The following is a 13176-nucleotide window of genomic DNA, read 5'->3' on the forward strand; positions in this document are numbered from 1 at the left end:
CGACCCTTATCCAAGAAAATCAATAACCAACCTTTATAATTTGCCGTTGTTTTTGGGAGAGCATGTTTTGGACAACGTGGCCATTAATTTTGATACCGGTTCCCTTTGGGTATTGAACGCGGCCTTGGCGCTGGTCATGTTCGGTGTTGCCCTGGAAATTTCCACCTCGGACTTCCGTGCCCTTTGGCGGGCCCCGAAGTCGATTTTGGTAGGGGTGTTCGCCCAATTTTTGCTGTTGCCGGCGATCACCTATCTCTTGGTGCTTTTCTTGGCCCCCTATCCCAGCATTGCCTTGGGCATGTTCATGGTGGCCGCCTGTCCCGGGGGCAATATTTCCAATTTTATTTCCCATATGGCCGGGGGCAATGCGGCCCTGTCCGTCTGTCTTACGGCCATTGCCACCCTTGTGGCCGTTTTCATGACCCCTTTTAACCTGCACTTCTGGGGCACGCTTTATGCCCCCACGGAAGCGGTGCTAAAGACCGTGGCCGTGGATTCTTACGAAATGGTGAAGCTGGTGGCCCTGCTCTTGGGGGTTCCCTTGCTTTTGGGCATGGCCTTGAACCATAAAAAACCGGTGTTGGCCAAGAAAATGGCCAAGGTGCTCAAAGTGGTATCGCTCTTGTTTTTTGTTTCCTTGGTGGTTTTGGCACTGTACAACAACCGCACGGTCTTCATAGACTATGTCTTCTATGTGTTCTGGATCGTTCTCTTGCACAATCTTTTGGCCTTTACCACGGGCTTTTCGGTGGCCAAATTGTTTGGGCTGAACACGGCAGACCTCCGTTCCATTACCGTGGAAACGGGCATACAGAACTCTGGGCTGGGGCTTTTGCTCATCTTCACTTTTTTTGACGGTCTTGGGGGCATGGCCCTCTTGGCGGCCTTCTGGGGCATTTGGCACATTGTTTCCGGCCTGCTGCTGGCAAGTGTTTGGAATGTAAGACCGGCTAAATCCGAAAAACTGGCGTAAGGCGATGTGGTACGGACTGCTAAAGATCATTTTTAAGTTTGCCCTGCACGGCTACCACAGGCACATTGGGGTGTACGGACTGGAAAACGTGCCCACGGACAAACCCGTGCTGTTTCTCCCCAATCACCAGAGCGCCCTTCTGGATGTGCTCTTGGTGGTGGTGGACTGTAATAGAAAGCCTTATTTCCTGACCCGGGCAGATGTCTTTGGAAAACCCTTGCTGAATGCCTTTTTTAAGTTTCTAAGAATGATTCCCATTTACCGCATTCGCGATGGGCGGGACAAGCTGGCCAAGAACGACGCCATTTTTGATATTTGTGCCGAGGTCTTGGGCCGGGGGGAGGCCATTGCCATGTTCCCAGAGGCCAACCATAATCTTAGAAGAAGGGTGAGGCCACTGAGCAAAGGGTTCACCCGGGTACTGTTCAGGACACTGGAGCGCTATCCAGACCTTGACCTGCAAATTGTTCCGGTGGGCCTTAATTATAAGCACGCCGAAACGTTTCCGGATGAGGTGGCCATTTATTACGGGAAGCCCATTTCCGTGGCCAAATATTATGATGCCCACGACGTGCCCGGTTCCGTGGGCGCCACAAAGGAAGCGGTTGCCGCGGCCCTGAGGAGGCTCACCACCCATGTAGGTCCAGAGGGCCACTACGGGGAAATTGTGCGTTATCTGGAGCGAAAAGGGGTGGATTTTCTTGATCCTAAGGCCGCCAATGCCTTGGTGGAACAGTGGACTACCGCCGCCGTGGCACCGGTAAGGGAGAAGGCGCCCAAACCTTTGCGCATGCTGTTGCTTTTCTTAATACTGCTCAACCTTCCCGTAATCCTTTTATGGAAACTGCTGGTGAAGCCCAAAGTCTGGGAACCTGAGTTTACGGGCACGCTCAGGTTTGCCACTGCCTTTGTTGGTTTTTTGGTGTACGGTTTGTTGCTTTTTGTCCTGCTTTCGCTATTTTTTGGAGGTTGGTGGGCGGGAGCGTCCATTTTACTGCTCTTGGCCTTTAATTGGTGCTACGTAAAGTACGGTTCCTTCTAATGGTAAAACGTCCACCGAAGCGGCCCCAAAAATAACGTCCGGGATTTCTTTGGCGCTTTTCCAGGCGGGCCCTTTTTGGGAACAGGAGGCTCCTTATGCTTTGGGCAACCATATTTTGGCAGTTACAACGTAACCCCAGATCATGCAGCGCACTTTCGCAACAAGGTTGCAACCTTCAATGAAATGAAGACTTTGGTGATTTGAGCAAGGCCATCGCTGTGATGGTGGAACGGAAGCCGGCCCAATAGGGTTGGTGTGGTCCTCGGGCGATATGGGAATTTTAAGGCGTCATCTCGGTGGGATGGCCTAATGCCATCTTCCACTGTTTTCCGGAGGCAATACCAGAAGAGACCGTCATCTTCTGGCGCCTGACAAAAGAAAAGGCTTCCCGTTTTTGGGAAGCCTTTGAAAAACATTGGGCAGGCCGCTCTTGGTCATCTCCTTGACCCCGGACGGGGAATCGTACGTTCGTATTAAGGGTGCAACCTCCAATAAAATCAAGACTTTTGCCACTGTTGCATGGCCATCGCCGCGGTGCTGTCAAAAAAGTTGCCGCGGTGTTTTATTTTGCACGGAGCTGCAGCCGTTAATGTTCAATGCCTCATCTTAAAACCTTTGCAAAGGGGATCACATCATCTCGCCAAAGAATATGGCGTTCATCAATAATTTGTTGGTGCCGTACCAAAAGGCCCTAAAATTGGTATTGTCGGTGAACGCAATGACCCGTCCCCGGCCCAGACCTTGCACTTGAAAAGGTACGGAGCCCTTTAACAAGCTCAGGTTTTCTTCGGATATGTAACCGCTCAAAAGGGGTTCGTTGGTATAGGTAATGGGATTGTTGTAGCTGTTCTTGTCCGGCTCTATGTACACGTTGGTGTTCCTGAAGAGGGACAGGGTATTGTTCTTGTAGCCAAAGTTCACCGGATGGGACCGGTCCAGCTTGGCCTCAAAAATGGCACCTCCCGTTACTTGGGCACCGCGGAAATCGCGTCTTAGCAGAAAGGGGACATCCTTGGCCACCAAGGAGGTGTCCTTCCGGAATTCCAACTTCATAAAGTCATTTTTGCTCAGCCATTCCACCATGTTTCGGTACCCTATCAGGGTGCCGCCACTTCTTACCCAGTCCTTTAATTTCTGCGTATTTCCCTTGGTAAGGGCGTTGCCCCCTGCGCTTGGCAGGATAATGTCCGTGTACTTGGAGAGGTCCACCTGGCTTAGATAGGCCACATCGATCTTGGTAAGTTCCATCGCGTAGCGGGTATCCAAGAGGTGCCAGATCTCCCCGGCATCATAGGACCGTATGCCGTTGCCCACAATGATGGCCACCTTTTGTTTTTCAACCGGTTCAAAATCATTGCTCCCAAGGTCAATGCCCGTGGCGTGTCCTGTGTTGGCGGCGGTAATTTTCAAATGGCTTTGGGCAGCGACTTGGGTTAAAAAGCGGTGCAATTCCGTGGCATTGAGGTCTTGGTTCTGTACGGGAACCATAATGGTACCATAGTCATACTGGTTTCCTTCCAGGGTAAAGGGAGACATGGCCACTTTGGCCCGTAACCCTTTTTCCATGATCTGGTTCAGGGCCTTTGGTGTGTAGTATTCGTGCCACTCAAAGAGATAGGCGTAATTGCTCTTGGCGCTCACACTGCCTTGCCGGGGTGGTAAATCGGTGATCTGTGGGCCCGCGTTGGCAAGGGAGCTTGTCTCGGCATAGTCCACATTGAAGGCCAAGGGAAGGGTCCAGGCAGAGACATCGTAAAAAATACTGTCCTTGAAGGTGGTTCGTTTTTCAAACATTCCCTGGATCAACCTTGGGTTTTTTTGATTCATGGGAACCACGTAGCTATTTCCCTTTAGGTAGCGCGTTCCGTTGATGGTGGCATCGTTGGCCAGTTCATGGAATTGGATCTTGTGGCGTTGCAGGATCTCGGCCAAGTGCCATGCCCGTGCGCCGTCCTTGGCATCTCCAAAGACAATGCCCTTTACCTTGTTGCGGCTTCCCTCGTTCCTTAATTTTTCAAAAAAATCCTGCTGGTAGTCCAGTATTTTTTCCCGCATGGCGTATGCCGCCTCTATGGTGCTCATGGCGGTGACGAACTGGTTGCGAACGGTATAGGGAAAGGTGAGCAATCCGTTTTCGCTCTCCTGCACGTGCCCCCTGGAGCTGCCCTGTTCAAAAAGGATGCCTATGCTCCCGTTCACGTCCGGAAAGGTGGATCCCTTTCCGTAATAATAATCGTCAAAACCTTCCTCAGAATAGTAGAGGGACCCGATCTTGTCCAGCGCCTTGGCGTGGTAGGTGCCTATTTCACGGGTCAGTTCCTGGTTCAGTTGGGGGGTGAGCGGGTGCGTACGTGCGGGCACCCCGGGCTGAAAGAAGAAGGTGGAGTTGGTGCCCATTTCGTGATGGTCCGTCAATATATTGGGCATCCACTTGTGGAAACTCTCAATACGGGCCCTGCTCTCGGGCAGTTGTACGGGAAGCCAGTCCCGGTTCATGTCAAACCAGTAGTGGTTGGTGCGGCCCCCGGGCCATACCTCATGGTATTCACGTTCATTGTTGTCCGCTACCAGTTGCACGCTCTTGTTGGTGTTGGCCCAATAGGCAAAACGCTGCAGCCCGTCCGGGTTAAAGGAAGGGTCCAGGAGGATGACCATTTTATCCAGCATGTTTTCAATTTCGGGCCCCTGTGCCGCGGCCAAGTGATAGGCGTAGGCCAGGGCGGCGTTGGATCCACTGGGCTCGTTGCCGTGAATGGAAAAGCCTTGGTACACCACAATGGGTGCGCCGTCATTGCTTCCCTTGGCGCCTCCCTCGGTCCGGGCCAGGTGTTTCTCCCTTATCAGGTCTATGTTCGCGTGGTTTTCCGGAGTGGTCACGGTGAGCAGCAGCAAGGGTCTTCCCTCAAAGGTCTCCCCCCTGGTCTCCAGGGTGATGCGATTGCTGGCCTTGGCAAGTGCCTGCATGTAGAACATGAGCTTGTCATGGGTTACGTGCCATTCCCCGACCTCATGGCCAATGACCTCTTTTGGCGTGGGGATGGAGGGGTCATAACGCACGCCCTCGGGCAGGTAATAACTAAGGTCCAGATCTTCTTGGCCCACGGCGGTACCAAATACGGTGAGCAGGGCCAATAACAACATTCTTTTCATTTGGTCTGATTTAAAGATGACCCTAAAAATAGCAAATAGGTACCGAATTATGGGAAGGTTTTTGGTTTATTCCTGGGCGCCGCACCCTAAAACCGTGCCCTAAGGCCAGTTTGGTTCCGTAAGCCCGACCGTTTTGCCTTCCCACGCAAACTTTGGCCTTTTTTGTCTTTTTCGTGGGGGGGTTGGGGCGCCCAGCCCTTGGCGATCACAAGACACATTGGGGCGTGCCCACCTGCAGGTCTTGGCAAGGGGCGTGTTTTCATTGGGATACTGGCGGTGGGGTCAGATATCGTCGAAGCTGACGTCCGTAAAGTTTTCCGAGGGCTTTTCCACAGCGGCAGACTGGGTCACTTCCTCGTCATCCTCTTTCTTAAAATCTTTTTGGTGACGGTCCGAGATGACCTCGGTGCCTTTTTCGTTGATGATGAAATCCATCATCTCCTCCACATTTTCCTTGAAGGCCTCAAAATCTTCTTTATAAAGGTATATTTTGTGCTTCTTGTAGTGGAAAGAACCATCGTCATGGGTAAACTTCTTGCTTTCCGTGATGGTCAGGTAATAATCTCCGGCCTTGGTACTGCGCACATCAAAGAAATAGGTGCGTCTTCCGGCCCGTAGTACCTTGGAATGTATTTCTTCTTGATCTGTCAATTCTCTCTGGCTCATGGTATTTATAGTATGATTAGTCTTTCAAAAATGGAAAAAAAAACCTTAATCAACAACAAATTTTTACTTTTCTTTCCCCTCTAGTTGATTTCTGTAAAGCGTTCGGTAATATCCGTCCACCTCGTTCAAGGACTCATGATTTCCCTGTTGCAAGAGTTTTCCGTTTTCAAGAACCAGTATCTGGTCCGCGTTTTTTGCCGCCGAAACCCTATGGCTCACAATGAGTGTGGTACGCTCACTGGACGCTTTTTTCAGGTTGTTTAGGATGCGTTCCTCGGTTTCGGTGTCCACTGCCGATAGGCAGTCGTCAAAAAGGTAGATGACCGGATCCTTGATCAGGGCGCGGGCTATGGACACCCGTTGTTTTTGGCCACCACTCAGGGTAATGCCGCGTTCTCCCAATACGGTATCGTATCCTTGGCCAAATCCCATGATGTTGTCGTGTACCACGGCTTCCTTGGCCGAGTCCGTAACTTCTTGGTCCGTTGCATCTGGCTTGCCAAACTTTATGTTCTCCCTAATGGTTTCCGAGAAGAGAAAGGCGTCCTGGGGCACGGCTCCAATGGCGGCCCTTAAGGAGGTAAGCCCAATTTCCCCGATCGGTTTTCCGTCAATAAGGATGTCGCCCGAGTTGGGTTTGTAGAGCCGTGCCACGAGTTCCAGGATGGTGCTTTTGCCAGAACCTGTCTTTCCCAGTATGGCCACGGTCTGGCCCTTTTCAACTGTAAAGGAAAGCTGGTGCAGGGCTTCGATCTGGGTGTCCGGATAGGTGAAACCAACGTTTCTGAACTCTATTTTTCCGCTGATTTTGTGGGCTTCGGGGGCTTCATCCCTGATTTCTGGTGTCTGCCTCAAAAACTCGTTGATGCGTTCTTGGCTGGCCGCTGCCGTTTGCACTATGGAAGTGAGCCAGCCCACAATGGCCACCGGCCAAGTGAGCATGTTCACGTAGAGAATGAACTCGGCAATGAGGCCCACACCGATCTCGCCGGCAAGGTACTGCCTCCCCCCAATGTAGATGACCAGGATGTTGCTGGCGCCAATGAGCAGGATCATCAGGGGGTAGAACCAAGCATTTACCTTGGCCAGGTCCATACTCTTGGTCCTGCCCTCATTGGCCAATACCTCCAAGTCCCTGTTGGTCCTGGGCTCTATGGCATAGGCCTTTATGACGGACACCCCGGAGAAAACCTCTTGGGTAAAAGTGGATAGCCCCGACAAGAATTCCTGTACCCGGGTACTGCGAACGTGGATGATTTTGCTGATGCGATAGATGAGAAAGGAGAGAATGGGCAAGGGCAGCAGGGTATAGGTGGCCAAAGTGGGGGCTTTGATGAACATCAGGGGAATGAGGCAAGCGAACAGGGTAATGGTCTGTATGCCGTACATGATGGCTGGCCCGGCGTACATCCTTACCTTGTTCACGTCCTCACTGATGCGGTTCATAAGGTCTCCGGTGCGGTTGCTTTTATAGAACGTAAGGTTAAGGATCAGGTAATGGTCAAACACTTCATTTTTTAGGTCGTACTCAATATATCTGGAAACGTTGATAATGGTTTGCCGCATTAAAAAGGTAAAGAACCCTGACAATAGGGCGGCCCCGACAATGATCAGAATGTACTCGGTGATCAGGCCCTTGGCGGCGGCACCGCCCATGCTCTCGTTCAAGAACTGCTCCACGGCCGTTATGGTCTTGTTCACATAGGTGGGCATGACCAACTGAAACAGGCGGGCCACAATGGTGATGAGGATGCCCAAGAACAATTTGCGCCAGTACTTCTTAAAATATTTGTTCAGGTGCTTCAGTTCTTTCATCGGTCGTTTGGAAAAGGGTCTGCGGGCAACATGGGGGCAAAGATAGGATTTTGGGACACATTGCCTTATTATAAAACGCATAAGATAAAACCCGCTGGTTATTGTGGCACGCTAAATAGATGCGTACTTTTGCACTTCCAAAAATTACGCAACCATAAAAGTTCTTCCACATGCTTACAAGACGGCACATTAGGGTAAAGGTGATGCAATCCATCTACGCCCTGGTTCAATCCAAGGACGGATCCCTGCCCAAACAGGAAAAGTTCTTGAAGGTGAGCATAGACAATACCTACACGCTCTACCTGCTTTGGTTAAGCCTTTTCATAGAACTTCATAAACGCGGGGAAGAGCGTGCCAAGTTGGGCCACAAGAATTATTTGGAGACCTCCAAACAGCAACAATTGTTGGCCCAGCGTTTTGTACAGAACCGTTTCTTGCTGCAGCTGCGCAACAACCAACCCCTGCAAGAGGCCCTTGACGGTAAAAATATAAGGAATTGGTACTTGAACGAGGAGTACGTAAAACTCATTTTAAAGGAGATCACGCAAAGCGATACCTATACAACCTACCTCACCAGGAAAGACACCAATTACAAGACCGACCTTGATTTTGTCCTTACCCTATTCAAGGACATCATGGCGCCCAACGATAAAATATACGATTATTTTGAGGATGACACCCTCACTTGGGTCGATGACCTCCCCATTGTGAACACCTTTCTGTTAAAGTATCTTAAAAAAGCAAAGGCCGGCCAAGATGCCGATTTTTTTCTGCCCGTGCTTCTCAAGGATAAGGAAGACATGGTCTTTGCCAACCAATTGCTCACCAAGACCCTCCTTAAAAACGAGATGTTGGAAAAGGAGATACAGGGCAAGACCCCGAACTGGGATAAGGACCGTATAGCCGATATAGACGCCATTCTCCTTAAAATGGCCATTTGTGAACTCTTGCATTTTCCGTCCATTCCGGAGCGGGTCACGATCAATGAGTACCTGGAGATCGCCAAGGAATATTCCACGCCAAAAAGCAGTATTTTCATCAACGGAATCCTGGATAAGCTCACCAAAGAGTACAAGGCCACGGGAAAACTGACCAAAACGGGTAGGGGCCTGTTGTAATAAATTTTATAATTTCGCGTTGGTTTAAAAAATAATGACCGTTCATCGATGAAATTGGGCAATTGTTGGTTTAACAGGGTACCCAAGCTCGGATATGTTCACGGGCATTGTGTAAATTAAAACTCAAAATTGATTAAGGTATGAAAAAAGTAGTTTTGGCCTTGGGCCTAGTTTCGGTTTTTGCATTTACATCCTGCAAGGAAAATGCCAGTAGTAAAATAAACACGGAAAATGTGGCTCAGGCAGCCGTAAGGGATGAAGCGGCCAAAGCAGTTCCCGTGATGACCTTTGAGAAGTCCGAGCATGACTTTGGGGCCATTGAGCAGAACAGTCCGCAGGAGACCATTTTTAGGTTTACCAATACCGGAAACGCCCCGTTGATCATCACGGATGCCAAGAGCAGCTGCGGGTGTACGGTGCCCAACCCCCCCAAAGATCCCATAGCACCGGGCGAGTCCGGAGAGCTATTGGTGAAATTCAATGGACAGGGGCAGAACCAGGTAACCAAGAACATTACGGTCACGGCCAATACGGCAAAAGGCTCCGAGATATTGCGCATCAAGGCCTTTGTGAACCCCAAAGGTGCCGCTCCCTTGGGTCCGGTTAAATAGTTGCCCATCCCATAATAACAGAACCTTAAAAAGAGAACACCATGGGTGATATAGGACAGTTTCTACCAATGATATTGATATTTGTGGTAGCGTATTTTTTTATGATACGGCCACAGATGAAGAAACAAAAGGACGAAAAGAAATTTGCTTCCGAGTTAAAAAGAGGAGACCGGGTCATTACCAAAAGTGGCCTCCACGGCAAGATCGTTGAACTGAACGAGAAAGACTTCTCGTGCGTGCTTGAGACCATGGCCGGAAAGTTGAAGTTTGATCGCTCTGCCATCTCCATGGAAATGAGCCGCAAACTGTCCGCTCCAGAAAAGAAGTGATTTCATCATGTCCGCGACAATGCACAACGCCAAGGGAAACCTTGGCGTTTTTTTTGTTTTTTGGGCTGCTGTGCCCGTCCGTTCCTTCCCTTGTTTGGTACATCCTGGGAGGGCCCTAACTGGATACCATAAAAAATTGAATGGACCGCCACCGGACGTTTTGGCACAGGTTCAATGTGGAAAAAAATGGCTATTTTAGAAATCTAATAAAAATACCCTGTGATGCACAACCGAAGACAATTTGTGAAAAAGGGAGTGGCCGGACTGGCCTTGGCCTCCAGCAGCTTTGCGTTCCCCATGGACCTCTTAAAGGCAATGAGAAGGCCCGTAGGGCCCAACGACACCATAAATGTGGGCCTTATTGGCTGTAAGGGGATGGGTTTTGCCAATCTCAGGTCTTTTTTGAAGATGAACGATGTGAATGTGCTGGCCCTTTGTGATGTGGACCGTTCCGTACTGGAGCAAAGGACGGCCGATCTGGAAAAAGCGGGCATTAAAAAGCCAAAATGGTACAGGGATTATCGCAAGTTGTTGGAGAACAAGGACCTGGACGTGGTCATCATTGGCACGCCCGATCATTGGCACTGCCTGCAACTCACCGATGCCCTGATGGCGGGCAAGGACGTGTACTGTGAAAAACCCATAGCCAATTCCATACAGGAAGCGGACATTATGCTCAACTATGTGGGTGCCAGCGATCGCATGGTCCAGATCGGGCAATGGCAACGGAGCCAGCCCCACTTTGTGGATGCGATGGATTTTGTGCATTCGGGGGCCTTGGGCCAAGTGCGCCTTGCCAAGGCCTGGGCCTACCAAGGATGGATGAAACCAGTGCCCCAAGTGCCCAATTCCCCGGCACCGGCCGGAGTGGATTATGAAATGTGGTTGGGTCCGGCTCCACTCCGAGAGTTTAATGCCAATAGGTTCCACTTTAATTTTAGGTGGTTTTGGGACTATGCCGGCGGATTGATGACCGACTGGGGCGTGCACCTCATTGATTATGCGCTGTACGGTATGAAGGCCGGGACGCCAAAATCCGTGATGGCCCTGGGCGGTAAGTTTGCCTACCCCAACGATGCTTCCGAAACCCCGGATACCTTGCAGACCGTGTTTGAGTTTGATGGTTTTTCCATTCTTTGGGAGCACGCCACGGGCATAGATGGGGGCAATTATGGCAGAAACCACGGTATTGCCTTCATAGGAAACAACGGCACGCTGGTCTTGGACCGCCAAGGATGGGAAGTAATACCCGAAAAGGGCGGCCAGGACGGGGCGCCCAAAATGGAAGCGCAGTCTTTTGACAAGGGCAGCGCCAACGGCTTGGACCTGCACACCCAAAACTTTTTGAATGCCGTTAAGACCCGGGATGCCAGTGGCCTTACGGCACCCATCAAGGTAGGCTACGATGCGGCCAGGGTGTCCCATATGGGCAACGTGGCCTTTAAGACGGGAAATAGGATTTATTGGGACGCCGATGCCCAAAAATTTACCGAGGAGTCCGCCAATGAGGTGGCCCTGGCCAACTATCAAAACGGTTGGAAATTGCCCATGCTCTGAGACTGCGACGATGTTAACCCGTAATGGTTTTTCTATTGCTTCATCTGGGTTTAACCTACCGCATCCGGCCTTAGGTGGGGTGTCATCATGATTGGGCCTCCTTCTCAAAGGCCAGCGCCTGTACCATGTATTCCTTTATTTGCGGGAGTGGAAGCTCTTTTTCGCTGTGAAATCTCCAATGCCGCATGTGCTTGGTCTGGCCTTCCTGGGCATTTACAAGGACCTTGTTTTTATCGGGCAGCGAGCTCCCTTTAAAGAACCAGATGCCAAAATGATGCTTGAATTTACAGATGGCCAGTACGTTTTTGCCCCCGTAGGTGTAGGTGGGAAAAGACCATTTATAGGTCTCTTCCAGCTCTGTCCCTTGGGCTATGGCCCGCAATTGTGCCATGCCCTCCTTAAACGGGTGGGGCTGGGCATAATACTCCCTTATCTTTTCCTTTTTCTCCACCTTACATCAATTTAAAAACGCCTTTTGGGCCTTTCAGGGTCACCCCTCGTGCATTTCCGCCGCCAGTTCACAAATGGCCACTATGACTTCCGTGGCTTTTTGCATGCTCTGCACGGGCACATATTCATATTTGCCGTGAAAGTTGTGGCCCCCGGCAAAGATATTGGGGCAAGGAAGTCCCATAAAGCTCAATTGGGACCCATCCGTGCCTCCCCGTATGGGTTTAATGATCGGTGCAATGCCCACTTTCTCCATCGCTTTCTTGGCCAAATCCACCACGTGCATCACGGGTGCGATTTTTTCCTTCATATTGTAATACTGGTCGTGGAGGTCCATCTCAATGATATCGCCATACTGTTCCTTTAAGCTTGCCACAAGGGAAAGCAGAAACTGTTTCCGTTGCTCAAAGGTTTCCCTGTCGTGGTCGCGCACGATCAGTTCCAGTACGGTTTTTTCAAGGGTGGCGTCCATACGGTACACGTGGTAGAAGCCTTCTCTCCCGGACGTGGTCTCCGGGGTCTGGTCTTTGGGCAGGGCGGAGAGGAACGCATTGCCAATGCCAATGGCGTTCACCATTTTGCCCTTGGCGTATCCGGGATGTACGCTTTTGCCCCGAATGGTGATCGTGGCTTGGGCCGCATTGAAATTTTCATATTCCAGCTCCCCAATTTGGCTGCCGTCCATGGTATAGGCCCATTTTGCCCCAAATTTTTCCACATCAAACTTTTGGGCGCCGCGGCCAATTTCCTCATCTGGGGTAAAGCCAATCCGTATTTTTCCGTGTTTTATTTCCGGATGTTTCAGCAAGTGCTCCATCGCCGTCATGATCTCGGTGATCCCCGCCTTGTCATCGGCTCCCAGGAGGGTGGTGCCGTCCGTGGTGATCAGGGTCTGCCCTTTGTACAGCAGCAGCTCTTGAAAATATTCGGGAGAGAGGACAATGTTCTCTTTGGCGTTGAGCACAATGTCCTTGCCGTCATAATGTTCAATGATGTTGGGGGTTACGTTCTTGCCGCTAAAGTCCGGTGTGGTATCAAAATGCGCAATGAAGCCAATGGTGGGCACTTCATGCGCCACGTTGCTCGGTAGGGTGGCCATAACATAGGCGTTTTCGTCCAGGCTCACGTCTTGCATTCCCATTGCCTTGAGCTCTTCGGTGAGCTTTCGGGCCAGCACCCATTGCTTCTCCGTACTGGGCGTGGCATCGGACTTCGGGTCGCTTTGGGTGTCAATGGCAACGTAGCTTAAAAACCGGTCAATGATGTGCTGCATAGTGGTATGTCCTTATCGGTGCCTTCCCGAGGGAAAAAGGGAGTCGCAATTTCTTTGAAAAACCTTCCAAGTCTTTTATGGAACGCGCCTTGGGTTTCACAACGGCTGGCGGGTGGTTTTACCGCCACAAAGTAATCAAAAAAATACTGAAGCGGCTACCCTGCCCCGCTCCCATTTTAAGAACAACCGGCT

At 50.8% G+C, this 13176-nt stretch carries 11 protein-coding genes; 6 read left to right on the plus strand and 5 right to left on the minus strand.

Annotated features, from left to right (window positions below):
- Window positions 1-52 precede the first annotated feature (52 nt).
- Both ACKWCC_RS08485 and ACKWCC_RS08490 read left to right on the plus strand, forming a co-directional pair.
- Window positions 53-973 (plus strand): bile acid:sodium symporter family protein, encoded by a 921-nt coding sequence (locus ACKWCC_RS08485; RefSeq protein ID WP_413995486.1) that lies wholly within the window; start codon window positions 53-55, stop codon window positions 971-973.
- Window positions 974-977: 4 nt separating this feature from the next.
- The gene (locus ACKWCC_RS08490) at window positions 978-2015 is read left to right on the plus strand and encodes a lysophospholipid acyltransferase family protein (RefSeq protein ID WP_413995487.1); all 1038 of its coding nucleotides are present in this window, start codon (window positions 978-980) and stop codon (window positions 2013-2015) included.
- Between the two features lie 627 nt (window positions 2016-2642).
- On the opposite strand, the gene ACKWCC_RS08495 is transcribed toward ACKWCC_RS08490, so the two are convergent.
- The 3 genes from ACKWCC_RS08495 to ACKWCC_RS08505 form a co-directional block, all read right to left on the minus strand.
- Window positions 2643-5165, minus strand: a complete 2523-nt coding sequence (locus ACKWCC_RS08495; RefSeq protein ID WP_413995488.1) for a M14 family metallopeptidase — start codon at window positions 5163-5165, stop codon at window positions 2643-2645.
- 282 nt (window positions 5166-5447) lie between these two features.
- Window positions 5448-5831 carry a PUR family DNA/RNA-binding protein gene (locus ACKWCC_RS08500; protein WP_413995489.1) on the minus strand — a complete coding sequence of 128 codons (384 nt, stop codon included), beginning with the start codon at window positions 5829-5831 and terminating at the stop codon, window positions 5448-5450.
- 63 nt (window positions 5832-5894) lie between these two features.
- Window positions 5895-7646 (minus strand): ABC transporter ATP-binding protein, encoded by a 1752-nt coding sequence (locus ACKWCC_RS08505; RefSeq protein WP_413995490.1) that lies wholly within the window; start codon window positions 7644-7646, stop codon window positions 5895-5897.
- A 170-nt stretch (window positions 7647-7816) separates the two neighbouring features.
- Here ACKWCC_RS08505 and nusB point away from each other — a divergent pair, with 170 nt between their 5' ends.
- From nusB to ACKWCC_RS08525, 4 genes are all read left to right on the plus strand, one after another.
- Complete coding sequence (gene nusB / locus ACKWCC_RS08510) at window positions 7817-8764, plus strand: transcription antitermination factor NusB (protein WP_413995491.1); 948 nt, start codon at window positions 7817-7819, stop codon at window positions 8762-8764.
- A 140-nt stretch (window positions 8765-8904) separates the two neighbouring features.
- Entirely contained in the window at window positions 8905-9375 is a 471-nt protein-coding gene (locus tag ACKWCC_RS08515; protein ID WP_413995492.1) for a DUF1573 domain-containing protein, read from the plus strand.
- Between the two features lie 41 nt (window positions 9376-9416).
- A complete protein-coding gene (yajC, locus tag ACKWCC_RS08520; protein ID WP_413995493.1) occupies window positions 9417-9704 on the plus strand; it encodes a preprotein translocase subunit YajC in 288 nt (95 codons plus the stop codon).
- 222 nt (window positions 9705-9926) lie between these two features.
- Window positions 9927-11261, plus strand: a complete 1335-nt coding sequence (locus ACKWCC_RS08525) for a Gfo/Idh/MocA family protein (RefSeq protein WP_413995494.1) — start codon at window positions 9927-9929, stop codon at window positions 11259-11261.
- A gap of 85 nt (window positions 11262-11346) precedes the next feature.
- Here the strand turns inward: ACKWCC_RS08525 and ACKWCC_RS08530 are convergent, their stop codons facing one another.
- Both ACKWCC_RS08530 and pepT read right to left on the minus strand, forming a co-directional pair.
- Window positions 11347-11712 (minus strand): DUF1801 domain-containing protein, encoded by a 366-nt coding sequence (locus ACKWCC_RS08530; RefSeq protein WP_413995495.1) that lies wholly within the window; start codon window positions 11710-11712, stop codon window positions 11347-11349.
- Between the two features lie 39 nt (window positions 11713-11751).
- Window positions 11752-12984, minus strand: coding sequence for a peptidase T (gene pepT, locus ACKWCC_RS08535; RefSeq protein WP_413995496.1), 1233 nt, complete (start codon window positions 12982-12984; stop codon window positions 11752-11754).
- Between the last annotated feature and the right edge of the window lie 192 nt (window positions 12985-13176).

Origin of the sequence: Maribacter aquimarinus (assembly GCF_047345505.1) — a bacterium.
Lineage (GTDB): Bacteria > Bacteroidota > Bacteroidia > Flavobacteriales > Flavobacteriaceae > Maribacter.

What these genes read in the sequence shown, in the direction of transcription:
- ACKWCC_RS08490 (WP_413995487.1), top strand. Translation starts at nt 978, where the DNA reads ATGTGGTACGGACTGCTAAAGATCATTTTTAAGTTTGCCCTGCACGGC.
- ACKWCC_RS08495 (WP_413995488.1), bottom strand. Translation starts at nt 5,165, where the DNA reads ATGAAAAGAATGTTGTTATTGGCCCTGCTCACCGTATTTGGTACCGCC.
- ACKWCC_RS08500 (WP_413995489.1), bottom strand. Translation starts at nt 5,831, where the DNA reads ATGAGCCAGAGAGAATTGACAGATCAAGAAGAAATACATTCCAAGGTA.
- ACKWCC_RS08505 (WP_413995490.1), bottom strand. Translation starts at nt 7,646, where the DNA reads ATGAAAGAACTGAAGCACCTGAACAAATATTTTAAGAAGTACTGGCGC.
- nusB (WP_413995491.1), top strand. Translation starts at nt 7,817, where the DNA reads ATGCTTACAAGACGGCACATTAGGGTAAAGGTGATGCAATCCATCTAC.
- ACKWCC_RS08515 (WP_413995492.1), top strand. Translation starts at nt 8,905, where the DNA reads ATGAAAAAAGTAGTTTTGGCCTTGGGCCTAGTTTCGGTTTTTGCATTT.
- yajC (WP_413995493.1), top strand. Translation starts at nt 9,417, where the DNA reads ATGGGTGATATAGGACAGTTTCTACCAATGATATTGATATTTGTGGTA.
- ACKWCC_RS08525 (WP_413995494.1), top strand. Translation starts at nt 9,927, where the DNA reads ATGCACAACCGAAGACAATTTGTGAAAAAGGGAGTGGCCGGACTGGCC.
- pepT (WP_413995496.1), bottom strand. Translation starts at nt 12,984, where the DNA reads ATGCAGCACATCATTGACCGGTTTTTAAGCTACGTTGCCATTGACACC.